32 protein-coding genes are annotated in these 15663 nt (G+C 64.1%); 5 read left to right on the top strand and 27 right to left on the bottom strand.

Annotated features, from left to right (window positions below; translation table 11 throughout):
* Position 1 precedes the first annotated feature (1 nt).
* The 24 genes from ACP16H_RS12165 to ACP16H_RS12050 all read right to left on the bottom strand — a co-directional run bounded on the left by ACP16H_RS12165 (position 2) and on the right by ACP16H_RS12050 (position 11333).
* A complete protein-coding gene (locus ACP16H_RS12165; protein WP_425072569.1) occupies positions 2-304 on the bottom strand; it encodes a hypothetical protein in 303 nt (100 codons plus the stop codon).
* 3 nt (positions 305-307) lie between these two features.
* Complete coding sequence (locus ACP16H_RS12160; RefSeq protein ID WP_425072568.1) at positions 308-655, bottom strand: DUF2730 family protein; 348 nt, start codon at positions 653-655, stop codon at positions 308-310.
* Entirely contained in the window at positions 655-981 is a 327-nt protein-coding gene (locus ACP16H_RS12155) for a hypothetical protein (protein ID WP_425072567.1), read from the bottom strand. The genes ACP16H_RS12160 and ACP16H_RS12155 overlap by 1 nt, the downstream gene beginning before the upstream one ends.
* 11 nt (positions 982-992) lie before the next feature.
* Complete coding sequence (locus tag ACP16H_RS12150; protein ID WP_425072566.1) at positions 993-1544, bottom strand: 3TM-type holin; 552 nt, start codon at positions 1542-1544, stop codon at positions 993-995.
* Positions 1535-2155: a holin-associated N-acetylmuramidase gene (locus tag ACP16H_RS12145; protein ID WP_425072565.1), complete on the bottom strand. Its 621-nt coding sequence runs from the start codon at positions 2153-2155 to the stop codon at positions 1535-1537. The genes ACP16H_RS12150 and ACP16H_RS12145 overlap by 10 nt, the downstream gene beginning before the upstream one ends.
* Positions 2156-2220: 65 nt before the next feature.
* Entirely contained in the window at positions 2221-2637 is a 417-nt protein-coding gene (locus ACP16H_RS12140) for a helix-turn-helix domain-containing protein (protein ID WP_425072564.1), read from the bottom strand.
* On the bottom strand, positions 2634-2858 hold the full coding sequence (locus ACP16H_RS12135; protein WP_425072563.1) for a hypothetical protein: 225 nt from the start codon (positions 2856-2858) through the stop codon (positions 2634-2636). Before ACP16H_RS12135 ends, ACP16H_RS12140 begins: the two co-directional genes overlap by 4 nt.
* A complete protein-coding gene (locus tag ACP16H_RS12130; protein ID WP_425072562.1) occupies positions 2855-3307 on the bottom strand; it encodes a gp16 family protein in 453 nt (150 codons plus the stop codon). The genes ACP16H_RS12135 and ACP16H_RS12130 overlap by 4 nt, the downstream gene beginning before the upstream one ends.
* Entirely contained in the window at positions 3307-3705 is a 399-nt protein-coding gene (locus tag ACP16H_RS12125; RefSeq protein ID WP_425072561.1) for a hypothetical protein, read from the bottom strand. Before ACP16H_RS12125 ends, ACP16H_RS12130 begins: the two co-directional genes overlap by 1 nt.
* Positions 3705-4007, bottom strand: coding sequence for a hypothetical protein (locus ACP16H_RS12120; protein ID WP_425072560.1), 303 nt, complete (start codon positions 4005-4007; stop codon positions 3705-3707). Before ACP16H_RS12120 ends, ACP16H_RS12125 begins: the two co-directional genes overlap by 1 nt.
* 4 nt (positions 4008-4011) lie before the next feature.
* The gene (locus ACP16H_RS12115) at positions 4012-4662 is read right to left on the bottom strand and encodes a DUF3164 family protein (RefSeq protein WP_425072559.1); all 651 of its coding nucleotides are present in this window, start codon (positions 4660-4662) and stop codon (positions 4012-4014) included.
* A complete protein-coding gene (locus tag ACP16H_RS12110) occupies positions 4659-4886 on the bottom strand; it encodes a hypothetical protein (protein WP_425072558.1) in 228 nt (75 codons plus the stop codon). Before ACP16H_RS12110 ends, ACP16H_RS12115 begins: the two co-directional genes overlap by 4 nt.
* Positions 4862-5140: a hypothetical protein gene (locus tag ACP16H_RS12105; RefSeq protein ID WP_425072557.1), complete on the bottom strand. Its 279-nt coding sequence runs from the start codon at positions 5138-5140 to the stop codon at positions 4862-4864. Before ACP16H_RS12105 ends, ACP16H_RS12110 begins: the two co-directional genes overlap by 25 nt.
* Entirely contained in the window at positions 5140-5502 is a 363-nt protein-coding gene (locus ACP16H_RS12100; protein ID WP_425072556.1) for a hypothetical protein, read from the bottom strand. The genes ACP16H_RS12105 and ACP16H_RS12100 overlap by 1 nt, the downstream gene beginning before the upstream one ends.
* Positions 5502-6038: a hypothetical protein gene (locus ACP16H_RS12095; protein ID WP_425072555.1), complete on the bottom strand. Its 537-nt coding sequence runs from the start codon at positions 6036-6038 to the stop codon at positions 5502-5504. Before ACP16H_RS12095 ends, ACP16H_RS12100 begins: the two co-directional genes overlap by 1 nt.
* Complete coding sequence (locus ACP16H_RS12090) at positions 6038-6811, bottom strand: AAA family ATPase (RefSeq protein WP_425072554.1); 774 nt, start codon at positions 6809-6811, stop codon at positions 6038-6040. The genes ACP16H_RS12095 and ACP16H_RS12090 overlap by 1 nt, the downstream gene beginning before the upstream one ends.
* Before the next feature lie 10 nt (positions 6812-6821).
* Positions 6822-8936 (bottom strand): transposase domain-containing protein, encoded by a 2115-nt coding sequence (locus tag ACP16H_RS12085; RefSeq protein ID WP_425072553.1) that lies wholly within the window; start codon positions 8934-8936, stop codon positions 6822-6824.
* Entirely contained in the window at positions 8933-9805 is an 873-nt protein-coding gene (locus ACP16H_RS12080; protein WP_425072552.1) for a ParB/RepB/Spo0J family partition protein, read from the bottom strand. Before ACP16H_RS12080 ends, ACP16H_RS12085 begins: the two co-directional genes overlap by 4 nt.
* On the bottom strand, positions 9802-10035 hold the full coding sequence (locus ACP16H_RS12075) for a hypothetical protein (RefSeq protein ID WP_425072551.1): 234 nt from the start codon (positions 10033-10035) through the stop codon (positions 9802-9804). Before ACP16H_RS12075 ends, ACP16H_RS12080 begins: the two co-directional genes overlap by 4 nt.
* Positions 10032-10325 carry a hypothetical protein gene (locus tag ACP16H_RS12070; RefSeq protein ID WP_425072550.1) on the bottom strand — a complete coding sequence of 98 codons (294 nt, stop codon included), beginning with the start codon at positions 10323-10325 and terminating at the stop codon, positions 10032-10034. The genes ACP16H_RS12075 and ACP16H_RS12070 overlap by 4 nt, the downstream gene beginning before the upstream one ends.
* Positions 10318-10545 carry a hypothetical protein gene (locus ACP16H_RS12065; RefSeq protein ID WP_425072549.1) on the bottom strand — a complete coding sequence of 76 codons (228 nt, stop codon included), beginning with the start codon at positions 10543-10545 and terminating at the stop codon, positions 10318-10320. Before ACP16H_RS12065 ends, ACP16H_RS12070 begins: the two co-directional genes overlap by 8 nt.
* Before the next feature lie 2 nt (positions 10546-10547).
* Positions 10548-11045 (bottom strand): hypothetical protein, encoded by a 498-nt coding sequence (locus tag ACP16H_RS12060; RefSeq protein WP_425072548.1) that lies wholly within the window; start codon positions 11043-11045, stop codon positions 10548-10550.
* Complete coding sequence (locus ACP16H_RS12055; RefSeq protein ID WP_425072547.1) at positions 11042-11179, bottom strand: hypothetical protein; 138 nt, start codon at positions 11177-11179, stop codon at positions 11042-11044. The genes ACP16H_RS12060 and ACP16H_RS12055 overlap by 4 nt, the downstream gene beginning before the upstream one ends.
* The gene (locus ACP16H_RS12050) at positions 11169-11333 is read right to left on the bottom strand and encodes a hypothetical protein (protein ID WP_425072546.1); all 165 of its coding nucleotides are present in this window, start codon (positions 11331-11333) and stop codon (positions 11169-11171) included. Before ACP16H_RS12050 ends, ACP16H_RS12055 begins: the two co-directional genes overlap by 11 nt.
* 78 nt (positions 11334-11411) lie before the next feature.
* Between ACP16H_RS12050 and ACP16H_RS12045 the strand changes: the two genes are divergently transcribed.
* Complete coding sequence (locus ACP16H_RS12045; protein WP_425072545.1) at positions 11412-11645, top strand: hypothetical protein; 234 nt, start codon at positions 11412-11414, stop codon at positions 11643-11645.
* Positions 11646-11731: 86 nt separating this feature from the next.
* Here ACP16H_RS12045 and ACP16H_RS12040 read toward each other — a convergent pair whose 3' ends face one another.
* Positions 11732-12112 (bottom strand): hypothetical protein, encoded by a 381-nt coding sequence (locus tag ACP16H_RS12040; protein WP_425072544.1) that lies wholly within the window; start codon positions 12110-12112, stop codon positions 11732-11734.
* On the bottom strand, positions 12112-12360 hold the full coding sequence (locus ACP16H_RS12035) for a hypothetical protein (RefSeq protein ID WP_425072543.1): 249 nt from the start codon (positions 12358-12360) through the stop codon (positions 12112-12114). Before ACP16H_RS12035 ends, ACP16H_RS12040 begins: the two co-directional genes overlap by 1 nt.
* Positions 12361-12636: 276 nt before the next feature.
* On the opposite strand from ACP16H_RS12035, the gene ACP16H_RS12030 reads away from it, so the two are divergent.
* The 3 genes from ACP16H_RS12030 to ACP16H_RS12020 all read left to right on the top strand — a co-directional run bounded on the left by ACP16H_RS12030 (position 12637) and on the right by ACP16H_RS12020 (position 13935).
* Complete coding sequence (locus ACP16H_RS12030) at positions 12637-13188, top strand: S24 family peptidase (protein ID WP_425072542.1); 552 nt, start codon at positions 12637-12639, stop codon at positions 13186-13188.
* 30 nt (positions 13189-13218) lie between these two features.
* Complete coding sequence (locus ACP16H_RS12025; protein WP_425072541.1) at positions 13219-13587, top strand: hypothetical protein; 369 nt, start codon at positions 13219-13221, stop codon at positions 13585-13587.
* A gap of 168 nt (positions 13588-13755) precedes the next feature.
* On the top strand, positions 13756-13935 hold the full coding sequence (locus ACP16H_RS12020) for a hypothetical protein (RefSeq protein ID WP_425072540.1): 180 nt from the start codon (positions 13756-13758) through the stop codon (positions 13933-13935).
* A 326-nt stretch (positions 13936-14261) separates the two neighbouring features.
* On the opposite strand, the gene ACP16H_RS12015 is transcribed toward ACP16H_RS12020, so the two are convergent.
* Positions 14262-14525: a hypothetical protein gene (locus ACP16H_RS12015; RefSeq protein WP_425072539.1), complete on the bottom strand. Its 264-nt coding sequence runs from the start codon at positions 14523-14525 to the stop codon at positions 14262-14264.
* A gap of 446 nt (positions 14526-14971) precedes the next feature.
* Between ACP16H_RS12015 and ACP16H_RS12010 the strand changes: the two genes are divergently transcribed.
* A complete protein-coding gene (locus ACP16H_RS12010) occupies positions 14972-15214 on the top strand; it encodes a hypothetical protein (protein ID WP_425072538.1) in 243 nt (80 codons plus the stop codon).
* Positions 15215-15663 lie beyond the last annotated feature (449 nt).

Below are 15663 nucleotides of genomic sequence, written 5' to 3'. Positions count from 1 at the left end.
GTCAGCTCCTCGGCCGGGGGCGCTGGATGTCCGGGTGCCGGGCACGGCCGGTCGCGATCTCACAGCCCTCGACGGTCGCCGTGGCCACCCACAGGTCGCGCATCGGGTTCTCCAGGGTGATGAAGTGATTGTCCTTCAGCCAATGAAGCTCGGTGATGACCTGGGCGCGCGAATACGGGATCCCCACCTTCACCAGAAGGTCCGTGATCATCGACGCGTTCGTCGTGTAGTTGGGGGCGTCCTCCAGCATGATCAGGATCGCCAGGCGGGCATGTTCGCGCAGTTCTTTGGCGTATTCGCTCACGGCTCAGCTCCGGTTCAGAAGATAGGCTTCAAGGCGCTCGGTGACGGTCACCAGCCGCTGGGTGCCTTCCCGCTGGCCGGCCAGCGTCGCGTCGATCCGCTCCAGGTCACCCTTCATCGACGCCATGTGCAGCTGGATCGCATGCAGGTCCTGCTTTCCAGGTAGGCCGTCCACCGTGGTCTCCAGTCGATCGATGCGGCGCTCGTGGCGATCGCAGCGGTCATCGACGGCGTCGATCTTGGTTTCGACGTCCTTCGATCGGTTCGCGAAGTAGGCGTAAAGACCGGTCAGAAGCGAGATCACGACTGCGATCACGCTCGCCAGGTCCTTGATGGTGGAGAGGTCCAGCATCACAGCGGTTCCCCCTTCGGCGGCAGGACCTCGGCCAGCTCCTCGAAGGCCTGGCCGCTGGCGACCAGGCTGGTGATGCCGTTGGTCATCGTGACGGTGATCGTCCAGCTGCGCGTCTCGGCCGAGGCGAAGACCTCCATCACGGCGTTGTTCGATCCCAGCCCCATGCTCTGCCGGGTCTCGCCGTACTTGTCGGCGAGGTGTTCGACCACCTCGTCGCGCGGCGCGCAGTGCTGGAGCTGCTGGGCATCGACGGCCGCAGCCATCGCCAGGATGATCAGGAAGGCCGCGACGATCGCGGCAAAGGCAGTCAGACCTCGGGACATGGCAGGTCCTTTCAGCTGGCGCGCCAGTCGGCGAGCGCGGGGTTGAAGTCGGTAGTCGGGTCGTCTTGGGTGTCGGGTGGCTCGGCGCCCTCTTCGGCATCGAGCGCGCGCAGCTGGCGGCGCTGCGCCAGGAAGGTCTGGGTGCCCGCCATCACGCCCGCCATCTCGCGCTGGAAATCCATGTCCTTCACCTGGGCGCGGCCACCGAAGAAGAAGGTGACCACGGTGGTGATCAAGACCCAGACCGGCGTCGGGATGATCGCCCAAGCGCCGAAGACCTCGGCCATCATGACCGGGTTGATCCAGCTCCAGGTGAAGATGAAGAACACGCCCAGCGTGAACAGCGGGCGCGGCAGGCGGTTCAGGCCGTCGACCAGGCTGTCCCACCAGGTGCGCTGGCTGCGGGCCACGAACTCGGCGGCGAACTGGCTCAGCGCGGCGGCATCGAGGTCATGCCCCCGCGCCTCCGACGCCTCGGCGTTGACGCGGAACACCTCGGCCAGCTCTTTGACCGCGTTGCGGTTGCCGCCCATCAGGGCCTGGATCATCTGGATCAGCCCCATGCCCGCGTCCTCGCCTGGAACTGGGCATCGGTCAGGTGGTAGCGCGGCGAGATGAACTCTTCGGCGCGCTTGATCCAGCCGCCCTTGCCGCCCCGGACGGTGCGGGCGTACTTGCGCGAGGCCGGGCGACGGTCGGCGAGATCGAAATAATAGTTGCGCCGGGCGATGCCGTAGGCGTCGCGGATGTGGTCCGGGGCCTTGGCCGCCGCCCGCGCGGCCGCGCCGATGGTCTCCGGCCCGATGCCGCCATCGACGGCGCAGCGCTCGCCCATCTGGTTCAGCAGGCGCTGCAAGAGCTTCACCGCGTTGTTGCCGGCATTGACGTACATGTCGAATACCGTGTCGTGCAGCACCTCGGGCAACTCGTCGATGCGCGGGCGCTGGAAGTAGTGCTGAAGGTAGATGTCGACGGCCTGCTGGCGCGTGATGCGCTTCACGTCCTCGGCGTCCACGTCGCCGTCGCCGTCGATGTCCAGCCCGAGGCGGCGCATGGTGTGGATCGTCACGCCGTACTTCGTCGCGCCGCCCGGATCGTCCGGGTCGTTCACGTAGCCGCCCTCGCGCGCGACGATCTCCTCGGCCATGCGCCGGACTGTCTGAGTGGTCGCCATCGGAAAACCCCCTTGGATGGGGCCATGATGGCGCGTTGAAGGAGGTGTTTACGGGTTGAAGGTGTTCACCCTTCGGCGTCGCGGATCAACCGGAACAGCGGCAGGTCCTCGATCGGCGGCAGTGCCCGGACCGGCTCGGGCAGGCCCGGCGAGGCAAGCGTCTCGCGGACGTTGCGGTCGGTGGTCTTCAGGATGCGACAGATCTCGGCCGGACTCTTGCCCTCGGCGTGCAATGCACGGATCAGCCAGTCTTTCGGCAGGGGCAGCTCGCGGCGGTTCGACGGCATGCGGCGGCTCAGCTCGCGCAGTGCCTCGGCGCCGATCACGCTTTCGGCGAGGCTCTTGCCCTTCGGATCGTTCGGGAAATACATCCGGCAGCCGCCCATCTCGACCAGGAAGGTCACGGTCAGCGCAGGCCCCAGGACGTCGACGAAATCGTCGATGTGGGCCGGGTGGCGGGGATATGCCACCCGGTCGGTCATGCTTGGCCGGGCTCCACCGGCTGGACGCTGCAGACGGTGCCGCCAGAGACGTGCAGCCGCAGGCCCTGGCTGGTCAGGGCCGCCGTGCCGGGGGTCACCGGGCCCGCGGCATCCGCCCGCCAGGCAACGGTGCGCCGCAGCGTGGCGATGTCGATGCCGTACTCGGCTTCGAGGTATTCCAGCAACGCGAAGTCGCTGACAGCGTGCCGGGGGGCGCTCACCGTCCGATCCTCCCCCAGTCGAAGTCGGGGCAGTCACGCCGCACCCAGGACTTCAGCGCGCTCAGCACCTGCTCGATCTGCTCGGGCTCGCGCAGGTCATCGATGTCGCGCGGCACGAAGGACCAGGTCTTCTCGAAGCGGCTCCGGACGAACTTGTTCAGACCGTTGCGCGTCGGGTCCGTCAGCACCCCGGCATGGCCCAGCGCAGCCCAGAGGACATGCACCAGGCGCAGCGGGCCGCTGGGGGCCATCTTGTGCTTCTTCGCGCCGCCGGTGGGTTTGAACCCCCGGGCCTTCAGGTCATCGAGCACCTTCTGGCGCTCGGCATCGGTCATGTCGGCCAGCGAGGCCTTGCCCACCAGCCGCAGCTGGATGGTCTGCCGGGTTTCCTTGTCGATGCCCAGTTGCCGGGCCCCGACCTGGATGGTGCGGATCAGAGAGGCGGTCATCAGCGCGGCTCCGACCAGTAGATCACGACGCCCTCGAAAGGCAGCGGACCATGGGTTTCCTCGATCCAGTCACGCATGTCGGCAAAGCTCTCGAAGCCGTCAGCCTCGGCGAACTCGTTGTCGGTCGGATCCAACTGGTCGCGGCTGTGAAGGCAGGCGAACAGGCGCTCGCCGTCCAGCTTCATTCCGGTCTGATCGATCTTTACCGTCGCGATCCGCGTGACGCGCGCCTCGCCCAGCAGGCGGCACTGCTGTGTCCGCATCCCGGTGTAAAGCTTCAGCGTGTCACCGACCTTGCAATGCGGCTTGCCGTCGGCGCGAGGCTTGCGCATCGACTGGCGCTTGATGCCGCTCTCGACATCCGGGGCAAATCGTTCCTGAAAATTGAGTGCAGGCATCAGCGATACTCCGGTGGGCTGGCTTCGAAGCGAACGACCCACTTCAGCGCATAGATCTCGAAGACGCCGTCCAAGTGGCCGAAGCCGATGGTCCAGTCGCTGGTTGTCCAGCGTTCGATCCGGAACCACCGGCCCTGCCAGACCAGGTCCTCGGCGGGTATGGCGGTGAAGTACTCTTGGTGGGCATCGAGCACCGGGATGCGGCCAACGGGAAAATCAATCCCTCGCGTTGCTTTCAGCTGCTCCGTCGCCTTTGCGAACTCGTCGATCTCGTCCCGCACCTGGTCAAAGAAATCGGCCATAGCCCTACGCCTTCGCCATGTCGACGGTGATCGCCTGCCACTGGGCCTTGGCGTTCTCGCGACGGTGAAACCGCATGTACTTCTTCGAACCGATTGCGCGCTCGGCGGCCTTGATGGCGCGCATTGCGCGCTGCCAGCGCTCGTCCTCGATGTCGAGCCTTGTCAGGCTCAGCAGGTCATCACGGTTGATCTTGCCCTCGTTGTCGGTGTTGAAGGCCTTGGTGATGATCGCGCGGATCTCGGCGCGCGTGCCTGCCGACCATTCTTTCAGGCACTCATCCACCAGCTCGCGGGCGACCTGAAGCTCGGGGCCGTAGTCGTAGTGCTTGGCGACCTGGACGGTGACCTTCAACGTGCCGTCGTAGCTCAGGAAGGTCATGTTGCCCTCGGTTCCGCCCCGGGTCTGGTCGTACTCCTGACGCAGGATCGCAAGGAAGTCCTGGACATCCTCGAAACTGTGACCCTTGAACCGGGTGATCTGCGCGCTCAGCTCGTCGGCGAAATGGATGACCTTGCGGACCAGATCATCCTGCAGCTGGTCCTCGGCCTTCACCAGCTCCACCGGGGTCAAGCGCCCTTGGCTGTCGGCCATGTAGCGCTGGCCGCCCTGCTCGATGATGCCGCTCTGCCATGCCTGTGTCGTCTGCTCGTTCATGCGCCTTGTCCTTCTTTGATGTTGAGGATGGTCTTGGTTTCCTGGGCGACGTGGCCCTCGGCGTGGATCAGGCCCGCGCAGGCGGCGAGGCAGGTCAGTGCGACGATCTCTTCCATCGTCACCCCGGTGGCCCCGCGGATCCCGCTGCGCGCGACCTTGGCCGCGGCGCTGGCGCACAGCGTCAGCATGCGGCCCTCGGTCATCGGTTCGTCTTCAACGGCCATTCTTGGCTCCTCCACTGCTCGGGTGTTTGCGCCGCGAGGCGCTTCAGTTCTTCGACCGGATCGCCGTCCGCTGTGGCTGCACTGCTCACGTCAGCGCAGATCCAGTGCTGGAGGCTGTCGCCATTCAGTCGGCGTTCAAATCCGGCGCACCGCATCCAACGCACCCACTGTCCCACGGTCCGGATTTCGCCGGACGTCACTGCCAGCGCTGCCGCGCCCTTCAGTTCGATGTAGGTTTTCTCGAAATTGGTCATCACGCGTCCCCCTTATTGCGGGGGCAACGGTTGCAGGCCCGGAACATCTGGACATAGAGGGTGTTCACGTTCCGGAACTCGCGGGACCGCGACCGCCAGTCCCGGCAGTCCTTCTTCCCGATCTCGCCCAGTGCCGGGCAAGACAGTGTCTCGGCCAGCAGAGCACCGCGCACCACGTCCTCGACCGTGGCCATGTTGCCCTGGTAGGTGCCCGCCAGAACTGTCGAGACCAGCGAGGCGCTGCGCCCGATCCGGGCCGCTGCCTTGTTCTGGCTGGTGCGGTCGCACTCTTCGGCGAGGACGCGCACCCAATTGGGCATCCCCTCGCCCCACGCCGCACGCGCCTTTTCGATCATGCTCATCAGCGGCCTCCCAAGGGCTGGAAGGTGCCATCGTTCGGGTCGGAGACACCGCTGACACGGCGCACCACGGGGGCCTGCGGCCCGGTGTTGCGGATCAGCTGGTAGATCGCCTGGCGACGGCCCGGGATGGCCGTCTGGCGGACCTTCAGGTAACCGACGGTCAGCAGCTGGCGGCAATACTCCTGCGCCGCGCGCAACGTCACCTCGATGCCGCCCGCGTTGGCATGCATGGCGATCTCGAGCGGGCTGAAGGACCCCATGCGGCGCATGGTCCGCCACATGTTTCCCTCGGGTGTCGCGACATGGGTCAGCACGGTCTGCCCGGGCTCCGGCTGGCGCTCGGCGTTGACCCAGTAGACTTTCGGTCCATCCATGCGCACCTCGCGGATGCGCTTGGACTTGGCCCAGCGGCGGACGTACTTGCGCGCCGTGTCCTCGGCCACGTTGAAGCGGATCAGGTCTGCCCAGTAGAACTGGGGCAGGTCCTTCACCTTGGCCCAGATCGAGGCCTCCATCTGAGAACGAAACTCCGACATCAGCGTGCCGCCTTGCGGGCGAGGGCTGCGGACGCGCCCGGGAAGGCCTCGACCTTGCGGGTGACCGGCGGGGCACCGGTGAAGAAGGCGCGGTTGCCCCAGAGCGTCAGGTCAGCCGTCTTCACCGCCTGGCGGCGCGCCAGTTCCTTGACCTTGTCGAGGTTCGTCGCCACCCGCCGGTGCGCGCCACCGGACGCCGCGACGATCGCCGACAGCAGGTCCGGTGCCACGGTCACACCGGGGCAGTAGATCTCCGCCAGCTTCTCGGCGTCGCTCTCGTTGCAGCCATAGGCCTCCTGCCAGTCGAGCACGCGGTTGTGGATGTTCTCCCACTTCGTCAGGCCGATCGGGAGGTTGGCCTCACCGACCAGGACGATCGGCGCGAGGCTGCTTTCGTAGATGTCCCGCACCAGCTCGATCATGTTGCCGCGCAGCATGTACTGGGCGTCGTCGATGATCAGCGGACGGTCGGTCACAGCGAGGTGGGCCGAGATCGCCTCGACGTAATACGGCGTGGTCTTGCGGCGCGGCTGGACCCCCATCTCCTCGCAGACCTTTTCCACGAAGTAGGCCTTCGTCCAGGACTGCTTCATCTGGATGATGTGCGCCTGGTACTCGTTACCGGCGACGAGCGTCGCCGTGGTCTTGCCGGTTCCCGAGGCGCCGTGGAAGACCCCCAGCCCCGGCAAGCCCGGCGTGCGGTTGATCAGGCGCTCGGTGTGCACCATCAGCGCCGCCACCGTCCGCAAGCGTGCAATTCCTGTCAGTTCCATGCTCTTGTCCTCACTTCTTGTCGCCCAGTTGCCGGTTCATCCGGACATGGCCGTGGTACTCGCTGGTGGTCTGGTAATCGGCCAGCCACGCAGTCTGTTCTTCAGTCATCGGGATTTCGTCGGCCTGCATCGCCTCCAGCTCCATCGCGCGGGCAAAGCGTGCCTCCGCGTCGTCCTCGCGGTCGGGCGCCGCGCGGCGGGCCTCGAGTTGGAGGATCTTCGCCTCCAGCTTCTTGTCGGTCTCGTGATCAGCCGCGCGCTCGATGTGGGCCCGGCCCTTGGGCGCGTTCCGGTGCGGAGTCGGCAGCTTGACGACGGCAGCCTCGGGTAGATCGCCGGGCGTCACGTCCTGACCGGCGGAGCGCAGCCGCGCGGCGATCTCGGCTTCGGTCAATTCCTTGTGCGCCTTCGCCTCGGCCCGGGTTGCCTTCACGAATGCAGCCCGCTTGCGCTGCTGGTGGCGCGCATCATCGACATTGAGGAAGTCACCCTTCTGCACGACGGCAGCATCGCCCAGGTACTGACCATCGAGGCTGTAGACACGGACACCATCATGCAGGGCGTCGGGATCGAACCGGGCCACGACCTTCTGGCCAGCGATCTGGTACATCCATTCGGACCAGTAGCGGTTGTCGTAGAGCTTCAGTTCGCCGTTCTTGCTGTCGGCCCGGACACCCTCGGCGCGCAGCAGCCACAGCAGCTGCTGTTCCTCGGTCGCCCGCTTGACCTTCGCGCGCTTGTAGCTGTCGTTGAAGACCTCATCAAAGGACCGTTGATTGGCCACTTCCGACTGACGACCTCGTCGTGCGTTGTGCGCCAGGACTTCCCGATCCAGCACTTCCTTGAATTCGGTGAGCGGTATCGCGCGCTCCTGGTAGTTCTCCGGCTTGGCGTTCACGTTCCCGCCGGTGTAGGCCCCGACGAAGGCGGGATGCTTCGAGATGCGCTTGGCGCACAGATCCCCGAAGGCACGTTCGATCGGCTTCGCCTGGCCCCATGCCGGTTGCGCCCAGTGGACCTGAACGCCCAGCAGGGTCAGAAGGCCCGGGATGTCGTCATCCTTGATCTTGAACCGGAAGCGCGTCTTGGCCCCGCCGGTCATGATCTTGGCCGCGAACTCGCGCCCGTTGTCGACCAGGGCGTGATACGGGATCCCGTATTTGCGCACGACGTCGCCAAAGCACAGCTGCACCGTATGGCTGTTCGCGGTCAGCGACAGGCGATAGGCGAGGATCTTGCCCGAGTAGATGTCCGAGAAGGCGATCATCTGGACGCGGACGGGCTTTTCTTCACCGGGCCACAGGACGAAGACGTCGAACTTGTGATAATCGCCCTGAACGGCCTCCATCGCGTGCATCGCGGACTTCGATCGCGTCTGGTGCGGGAACCACTTCCGCAGGCCGTTGACCCCCTCGCGCAGGAATATCTCGACGTGCTTCGGCACTGTCGCGGCGATGACCCGTCGGACCTTCCACAGTGGGGCTGTGGGCGCGCCACGCGTCTTGGCATCGTCGCAGGCCCAGTCGTAGGCTGCGGTCAGGTCGGGTCCTGACAGGGTCAGCCAGGCGCTCTTGACGAAAGTCAGGAAGGCCTCCGGCACCTCGACTGTCTCCGCCTTACCTCCGCCGGTCGCGGGCGCGAGGTAGGCCAGCCAGTCGTCGCGCTCGACGCCGTCCACCAAGGATAACCAGTTCCAGAGCGTCTTCTGCGATACACCCATCTTCCGGTGTACCTGCCCGATCGCCTGGGTGCGGGTCAGGCCCACCAACTCAAGGGCATCCACTTCCGTAAGGGCCACGAGCCGCTCTTCGGCGCGCGCCTTCACCTTGGCGCTGCGCCGCTCGAAATCCGCCCAGGCCTCGTCCCGCGACCGGATAGGCGCGGGAGCCTCCGGGGCCTCGACGGCACGTTGCAACGCCACTTTGGCGCGGGTCGGGAACAGGCTGACATGGTATTCGTACCCGCCACCCCGGCCCGTGCGGCGGCGCACCTTTCCGGGCTGGTTTGCCCAGCCCTCGCGCTCGGCGACATCACGGACACCGCGCGCCGTGCCCGGCAGATCCGGCAGTCCGGCTTCGGCGATCTCGGCGGGGCTCCACCAGGTCTGGACGGCGGCGTCACTCATGCGTCAGCGCCTCCGGATGCGGCGCGCAGGGCCTCCACCTCTTCTTCCTGCATCTCGGCGAGCAGCAATCCAACCTCATTGCCCAGATCCTCCAGGAACCGGCGGCGCGCGGCCTTGTTCGCCCGGGTCCAGGCATCGGACAGGCGCATGTGGGCGGCGTCGGTGGCATCGCGCGGGGCGGGACCGTTCCCAAGGTCGAACTGGTACTGGCGGCGCGCGGCAGATGCCTTCTTGGCCGAGCCCTTCACCAGGGCGTCGATGATGTAATAACGCTCGCCCGGCTGGGTGACCTTGGCCAGCACTTCCAGATCGGCCAGCTTGACCTCGGTCTCGGCCTTGGACAGACGGCGATATTCGTCCGGGCCCAGTTTTTCGCCCGCAGACATGATCTTGTAGACCTGCCGCTCCGAGATCCCGCGCTCCTGCGCGATGGCGCGACTAAGTGAATTTAGTTCAGTTTGTCCCATGCGGGCCGCAGTGGCGGCGTAACCCTGCCGCGCCTCCGGATGGAGCCGCTGATAGGCCTCCCGACGACGCGCCAGCGAATAGGCCAGCTGCAGCGGCGTCATTCCCGCGCCCTTGACGTTTCCATCGACCGCGAACATCAGCGCCTCGTCATCGGAGCACTTGATGACGTCGCAAGGGATCATCGCTTCGCCCAGCTCGCGCAGGGCGGTCAGGCGGTGCTGCCCGTCGAGGACCACGTCACCCTTCTTCGTTCGGCGCACCACGATGCGCCCGACGAACCCATGCGCCTGGATCGTCTCCTTCAGGTTCTCGACGCCATCCGGGGACACGTCGCGGATTAGGTTGACGATCTGGATCTGATCAACCGGCAGTTCGGTGATGGTGGTCAGGCGTTCGATCACGCTTTCGGCCCTTTCGTCATGCGGTAGTTCCAGATGCGGGCACGGGTCACCGCATCGGTGGTGATGGTCACATCGATCTCGGCACCGTGCTCGCGCAGCTCGCCGATGCAGGTGTTCACGGCACAGACCTGCGCCCACATCATGATGTCCCGGGTGCTGTGCGGCTCACCGTCACTCAGGACGGCCAGCACACGCTGCAGGCGGGGCGAGGTGAGCGCAGCTGCTTTCATGACCGCACCCCAGCGCGGCCACGACGCGGGCCGAACACGTATGGCGCATCATCGCTCCGCGTGCGGCATGGGTTGCACATCCGGTGGTGCGGCCCATCGGACAGGATCTTTGTACCGCAGGTGATGCAGGGGCGGCGCTTCTTCTTGCCGTCCTTCAACGCCTGCGTCAGGTTCTCGCATCGCGTCTCCGCCCCGGCTCGGTTGCCGTAGCGCGCCTTGCCGACGCGTCCATCCGGATCGACGATGGCATAGCCACCCGAGGTGTGAAGGACGCTATACCCCTCAGCCATGGACCACCTCCCGCGGCAGGGACATCACCAGCATCGCCAGCACCCCGTCGCTTTCCATCCGGCTCAGTGTCGACAGGATCATGTCCTCCTGCATCCGCAGCACGCGACCGCCCATCTCGACGCCCGCCCGGTCGCCGCGCTCGCGCAGCTCGGTCAGCTTCGCCTGGTTCTCCCGCCGGGACCGCAGCATCAGCCGGACCTCGTCCAACCTCTCGCGCACGGTCATTTCAAACCCCCTTCAAAGGCGGGCCAGACCAGCGGCAGGAACATCAGCCCGATGGTCAGGATGGCAAAGCACAACCCCGCCAGCCCATCGCCCCACCAGCCGTCCTCGATCGCATCATTGACCGCGCGGATACGTGCCCAGGCCGCTCCCAGGGAGGAAGAGGGGGAGCGGCCCGGGCGCCCCGGCGTCACCCCGCCAGGGATCTCGGACAGGACCAGTTGCTCGATGGTTCCGTGAGTGGTGGTGCCCGTTTCGGACCCGCCCGAGGTGTTCGTGATCAGCCGGGCGTCCAATCGCCCGACAGTGGCAAAGTCTGCATCCAGCAGCGCCTCGCCATGTTCCGTGATGTGACGCGCCGCCAGCAGCACCTCCGGTGCCCGATCGGTGCGCAGCACCGTCTGGATCAGCGCCGCGCCCAGGGCGATGCGCTCGCGGTCGGTCAGCGACATGGCCATGGCATTGGCCCGCAGGATCAGGTGGGTGTCGCAGGTCATTTCGTCCTCCGGAACCACGCGATGATCGCGTCCAGCGCCATGTTCAGCAGGGCGACCGCGGCGGTCAGCAAGACCGCCCAGCCGATCACCGCCAGCCCCTTCATCACGAAGGATGCGATCATCTCAGCGATCATCGCGACGCCCTCCCCAGTCCTCGAAGACCGGAACGATCAAGTCCTCCCACATCCAGCGCAGCGCGCAGGACAGGCTGAACATGACGACCAGCGCCTGCATCACGGCGAGGATCAGGCCCAGGGCGATGAACGCCCAGACGAACAGGTCCAGCATCACGCGCCCTCCCCGTTGTCGTTGCCGATACCGGTGCAGGGCCTGTACATTGCACCCGACTCGCCAAAGGAGTGTGCGATGCCAGACACCACGAGAGAGGACATCCTGACACTGCAGGCGGAGGTCAGCGCGCTACGCATGGCCCTCGCCTTCCTTGTCTGCGACACCGACGGGATCGGCGATGGCGGAAGCGCTGATTTCGTGCTCGATGGCCTCATGGGCCAACACGCCACAGCCGCTGGCAAGGACGCCCGTCTCTGCTTCGCCATCGAGGACATCTGCGAAATGATCCGAGCACTGCGCGACGCGTGACGCGCGCCTTGCGCGCACATGCGCCTTTGCGGCCTCGGGGTCGATGAACCCGGCGTGGGGCGGGCGCTTGCCGTTGAACTCTTCCATCATGCGGCTCCTTTTTGTTTGGGGGCTGCTGGGCGCTCGACGCCCTTCGGCCATTCGAGGTCTTCCGGCCAGCGCTGGGACAACAGCCCCAGTGCCTTTTCATAGGTGTCCGACCGCGGGTGACCGCCCTTTTCCAGCCTGTGGAAGAAGTCGCCCTTGCCGAACAGACGCATTGAGATTGCCCAATGCGTGACGCCTTCGTGCGCCGACAGTTCGGCCGCGAGGCGGAGGAGGTTTTGACGTGCGCTGCCTGCAACTGCGGTCTCAGTCGCGCTCAGCGGAAGCGCCTCAAGCGTCCAACGCAAGGCGGCGATCTCGGCCTTGGCACCGGCCAACAATTTCCGCAGTTCAGGGCGCATCTTGCAGAACGGAACAGCCATCACGCCGCCCCCCGCTTGGCTTGGACCTTCGGGCGCTCGACGCCCTTTGGCCATTCGAGGTCCTCGGGCCAGTTCGTGGAGAACCAAGCCATCGCCGTGTTGTAGGTATTCACGTTGCAGCCATGGCCGGAGCGCAGCCGCTTAAACAGTCGGGCATGGGTCGTGATCTGGTTCGACACCGTCGCCTCGGACCGGTCCACATGCAGGCAGTAAGCCACCACCAGCGTCAAAAGATCGTCCAAGTTCATCTGCTCTCCGCCTATCGCGTGATGTTTATTTACATCAAAGTATGCATGTAAATTTACACTCGTCAAGACGTGGTTAACCTACTTGTCGTTAAATTTACCTCAGTGCATTTTGGCACCATGAAGCGAGACACATTCCTTGAGCTGCTTGAGCAGCAAATGAGCGCCAAGGGTTGGTCTGTGGCGGACCTGTCCGAACATGCGTTCGGCGACAGGACGTCTTCCGCATTTGCTAACCTGAAGCGAGGCAGTTCGCCTTCGATTGAACGGGCCGAAGCAATGTGCCGTGCACTTGGCCTCGACTTCTACATTGGCCCACCACGCCAGCCCGCTGACGCCCCAGCTGTCGATCCGCGCAAGGACCCGAACTTCAGCCTCGTCTCGTCGTTTCCTGTCGAAGCCTCGGCCGGGAACGGATCAACAGCCGTAGATGTCATGCCGGACGGCGCCTTCGCCTTCCGCACCGACTGGCTGACGCGCCAAGGCGTGAACGTCGCCAACGCCGCCCTGCTCCGGGCAAAGGGCGACAGCATGCAGCCGGTGATCTGGGATGGTGACGTCCTGATGATCGACATGTCCCGCACCACGCCAAAGGATGCCCGCCTGCGATCGGTCAACTACCACAAGCGCAAACAGACCTACCATCGCCCGGTCTTCGTCTCCGAACTCGATGGTGAATTGCTGGTGAAGATCGTCCGCCAGGTCGCGGACGACCGTGTGCAGTTGGTGTCCGAAAACCTCGACTACGATCCGATCGAACTCCGCGGCGACGAGATAAACCGCCTGCGCATCATCGGCCAGGTCGTCTGGTGGGGGCACACCGCAGGATAAGTTACGATATAATCAGTAAGGATTTCGACCATGCAGATTTTGAAAACACTCGCTCTCGTCGCCCTGGTCGCTGGATGCAGCGCTGAGACGCAAGGCAATATGCGCTACATCCTGGCCACGTATGACAAGGATAGCCTGAAGCACTACACAATCCACGATCAAAGCTGGCGCATCTTCGACAATACGGATGCCGGCAAGATGATGATCACATCATCAATTAACCAAGGGGTGATCGAAGGCAGCAAGCGCGGCCTGACCTATGGCCTCGCCAAGAAGAAGTGGCGGGAAGAGGCCGAGTTCCGCCCCGCCGCAGAGGCTTACCTCGCCAACAAGGGCTGCAAGCCCACTGGCGGCCGCCTTCTGCTCGATGGCCAGTACGAGTTCGACTACTCCTGCTGACGCGCACACATATGTGCCCATTAAATGTGCATCCAGAAAATACCCGACCTTCAAAGGTACAACCGCGACTCCGGTTTACCTTGCATTAACCATTCACCGCCAAGTTGATTGGACAACAAGCCGCCAAAGCCCGCACAGCAGGTTTTGGGCGGATCGAAGGAACGGGAAATGACGAAGACGACTGAATACAAGTGCCCCTGTGTTTGCACTGGCAACGCAAGGATCGACTGCACAGCCACGGATTTGAACAGCTGCATCATCCGACAGATGCTCATGAACGGCGACTTCTCACCGCGCGCCCGACGTCAACCGGAGCAGGTCTCGGAACTGATGGAAGTGCCTGCCTGAGCTTCGGGTTTCTTCTTGACCAACTCTGACTTCGCCAGATCACGCAGAGCTTGGGCAGTCGCCACAAAACCTTGCCCCTCGCACGAGACCGCTATCGCCAAAGCCTCACGTATGAAACGCTTTTCCATAATTTGCCCGCCTTTTTAAATGGTTTTGCGGAAGATTAGTCAGGCACTTGTTAACGTAACGTTAACAGCGTCAAATCAATCGGCTTCTGCCCCTGCTTCGATTGCGGGTCCCGCTCTTCAGCGCACTTCGGTCAAGGCCCGCTTTAGACCAAATCCCAATACCCTGTCAGACTCATGGACGTCGATCCGGGGCCCTCTCTAGATGTTGGCGCCCTGTCCAGCCTGGCGCGGGTAGATCCTCTCGGCGCTGACCAGGTCAGACACCAGGCGGGAAACCTCGATGACCTCCTTCGACAAGGCCATGAGCTCCGCGGTGCGACTGATCAAGAAATGCGTGTTTGACACATCACCAAAGTGTTCCGAAGGCCTCACTTCACAGCGCATTTCAGCCAAACGCTCTTTGATCAGCGCAAGCCTGGCGCGAAGCACCTCGAATTCATGTCTTCGATGTCGCTGTGTCATGCCAGTTCGGGCCTCTCAGCTTAGAAGCTGGAAGTGTACACACACGAGGTGGCAAGGTCGATTACAGGCCTCCGATCAGACCATTTTTCATGCCGTCCTGGTCTTCGCCCGCTTCCGCTTACCGGCGCGGTTCTTCTCGATGCAGGCCCGCATGATCGCCCGCCGTTCGGCGTAAAGCCGCTCCAATTGCTCAAGTTTCATCTCTATACGGTTATCCAGCACCGCAAGCCGTTCTTTTGCTCACGATTTGCGGCACCCCGCCAAGCCGCGCCCACCGATCCCCGGTCAATTTTCCTGCGGCACATTATGCCAAGCCCCTGAAATTTCTTGATTTGCATCCACCTTACCCCGATCAAGACACGCCACAAAGCTCAAAGGCGTCGGAGCCTTGCTCGACCGCCGGTTCCGGCTACACTGCGCCATGCGGCACATCGTCAGGGGAAAACATGCAAGGTCTCGGCCACACATCTTGGATCGTCTCATCCCTGACGGGGCTCGTCGTCTCGTGCGCCCTCGGCCATCTGTTGACCGTCGCCCTGGTCGATACCCTCACAGATCCCGTCACCGGCGCCGACACGCTCGCCGCCTCGGTGCGCCAACTGGAACAGACTGTGGACGCTCTGACCCGCTCGACCACGGCTTTCGGTCAATCTATCGACGCCGCCATCGGGCGTCCGACTGCGCCCTGATCGCCGGAAAATCGCTTCCCAGTTAGGACCGCGCATTTCTCAGCGTCAGATTTGCCAACCCTTTGTTTTCAAAAGCCCGAAGTGCTTTCTGGGAAGTCGTCACCCAAGTTGACGCGCCACTTCCCAGTTCCGCGACTAGGTCAGCCCCTGAAAACGCCCGTCCATGCACTGTTTCACAGCCGTTTGAACCATAGTTAAAAGGGCTTTCGGTGCCTCGGTCTCTCAGCATCACATAATGGCGCTTACAGGCCACCACCCGGCCAGATCGGCCCGTTTCAGGCCCCACTGCAAAACACGCGCCCAGGGCCGCTCGGTGACCCACACGCCCCGCAATGCCTTTGTTTCATTGACCTTCCGAGTTCTTCCGCCCTCTTCGGCCCTCTTCCGGCATCACTGTAAAAGAATGTGTCACCTAACAATTCCCAAGGGCGCCAAACGGTCCAGCAGAG

Origin of the sequence: Sagittula sp. S175 (assembly GCF_049800975.1) — a bacterium.
Taxonomy (GTDB): domain Bacteria; phylum Pseudomonadota; class Alphaproteobacteria; order Rhodobacterales; family Rhodobacteraceae; genus Sagittula.
This window is presented reverse-complemented; position numbering and strand designations above follow the sequence as displayed.

What these genes read in the sequence shown, in the direction of transcription:
- ACP16H_RS12100 (WP_425072556.1), bottom strand. Translation starts at nt 5,502, where the DNA reads ATGAGCATGATCGAAAAGGCGCGTGCGGCGTGGGGCGAGGGGATGCCC.
- ACP16H_RS12155 (WP_425072567.1), bottom strand. Translation starts at nt 981, where the DNA reads ATGTCCCGAGGTCTGACTGCCTTTGCCGCGATCGTCGCGGCCTTCCTG.
- ACP16H_RS12130 (WP_425072562.1), bottom strand. Translation starts at nt 3,307, where the DNA reads ATGACCGCCTCTCTGATCCGCACCATCCAGGTCGGGGCCCGGCAACTG.
- ACP16H_RS12035 (WP_425072543.1), bottom strand. Translation starts at nt 12,360, where the DNA reads ATGAACTTGGACGATCTTTTGACGCTGGTGGTGGCTTACTGCCTGCAT.
- ACP16H_RS12055 (WP_425072547.1), bottom strand. Translation starts at nt 11,179, where the DNA reads ATGATCGCTGAGATGATCGCATCCTTCGTGATGAAGGGGCTGGCGGTG.
- ACP16H_RS12025 (WP_425072541.1), top strand. Translation starts at nt 13,219, where the DNA reads ATGCAGATTTTGAAAACACTCGCTCTCGTCGCCCTGGTCGCTGGATGC.
- ACP16H_RS12140 (WP_425072564.1), bottom strand. Translation starts at nt 2,637, where the DNA reads ATGACCGACCGGGTGGCATATCCCCGCCACCCGGCCCACATCGACGAT.
- ACP16H_RS12120 (WP_425072560.1), bottom strand. Translation starts at nt 4,007, where the DNA reads ATGGCCGATTTCTTTGACCAGGTGCGGGACGAGATCGACGAGTTCGCA.
- ACP16H_RS12160 (WP_425072568.1), bottom strand. Translation starts at nt 655, where the DNA reads ATGCTGGACCTCTCCACCATCAAGGACCTGGCGAGCGTGATCGCAGTC.
- ACP16H_RS12085 (WP_425072553.1), bottom strand. Translation starts at nt 8,936, where the DNA reads ATGAGTGACGCCGCCGTCCAGACCTGGTGGAGCCCCGCCGAGATCGCC.
- ACP16H_RS12095 (WP_425072555.1), bottom strand. Translation starts at nt 6,038, where the DNA reads ATGTCGGAGTTTCGTTCTCAGATGGAGGCCTCGATCTGGGCCAAGGTG.
- ACP16H_RS12075 (WP_425072551.1), bottom strand. Translation starts at nt 10,035, where the DNA reads ATGAAAGCAGCTGCGCTCACCTCGCCCCGCCTGCAGCGTGTGCTGGCC.
- ACP16H_RS12045 (WP_425072545.1), top strand. Translation starts at nt 11,412, where the DNA reads ATGCCAGACACCACGAGAGAGGACATCCTGACACTGCAGGCGGAGGTC.
- ACP16H_RS12090 (WP_425072554.1), bottom strand. Translation starts at nt 6,811, where the DNA reads ATGGAACTGACAGGAATTGCACGCTTGCGGACGGTGGCGGCGCTGATG.
- ACP16H_RS12125 (WP_425072561.1), bottom strand. Translation starts at nt 3,705, where the DNA reads ATGCCTGCACTCAATTTTCAGGAACGATTTGCCCCGGATGTCGAGAGC.
- ACP16H_RS12030 (WP_425072542.1), top strand. Translation starts at nt 12,637, where the DNA reads ATGTGCCGTGCACTTGGCCTCGACTTCTACATTGGCCCACCACGCCAG.
- ACP16H_RS12150 (WP_425072566.1), bottom strand. Translation starts at nt 1,544, where the DNA reads ATGGGGCTGATCCAGATGATCCAGGCCCTGATGGGCGGCAACCGCAAC.
- ACP16H_RS12145 (WP_425072565.1), bottom strand. Translation starts at nt 2,155, where the DNA reads ATGGCGACCACTCAGACAGTCCGGCGCATGGCCGAGGAGATCGTCGCG.
- ACP16H_RS12115 (WP_425072559.1), bottom strand. Translation starts at nt 4,662, where the DNA reads ATGAACGAGCAGACGACACAGGCATGGCAGAGCGGCATCATCGAGCAG.
- ACP16H_RS12015 (WP_425072539.1), bottom strand. Translation starts at nt 14,525, where the DNA reads ATGACACAGCGACATCGAAGACATGAATTCGAGGTGCTTCGCGCCAGG.
- ACP16H_RS12070 (WP_425072550.1), bottom strand. Translation starts at nt 10,325, where the DNA reads ATGGCTGAGGGGTATAGCGTCCTTCACACCTCGGGTGGCTATGCCATC.
- ACP16H_RS12050 (WP_425072546.1), bottom strand. Translation starts at nt 11,333, where the DNA reads ATGCTGGACCTGTTCGTCTGGGCGTTCATCGCCCTGGGCCTGATCCTC.
- ACP16H_RS12010 (WP_425072538.1), top strand. Translation starts at nt 14,972, where the DNA reads ATGCAAGGTCTCGGCCACACATCTTGGATCGTCTCATCCCTGACGGGG.
- ACP16H_RS12020 (WP_425072540.1), top strand. Translation starts at nt 13,756, where the DNA reads ATGACGAAGACGACTGAATACAAGTGCCCCTGTGTTTGCACTGGCAAC.
- ACP16H_RS12040 (WP_425072544.1), bottom strand. Translation starts at nt 12,112, where the DNA reads ATGGCTGTTCCGTTCTGCAAGATGCGCCCTGAACTGCGGAAATTGTTG.
- ACP16H_RS12110 (WP_425072558.1), bottom strand. Translation starts at nt 4,886, where the DNA reads ATGGCCGTTGAAGACGAACCGATGACCGAGGGCCGCATGCTGACGCTG.
- ACP16H_RS12060 (WP_425072548.1), bottom strand. Translation starts at nt 11,045, where the DNA reads ATGACCTGCGACACCCACCTGATCCTGCGGGCCAATGCCATGGCCATG.
- ACP16H_RS12105 (WP_425072557.1), bottom strand. Translation starts at nt 5,140, where the DNA reads ATGACCAATTTCGAGAAAACCTACATCGAACTGAAGGGCGCGGCAGCG.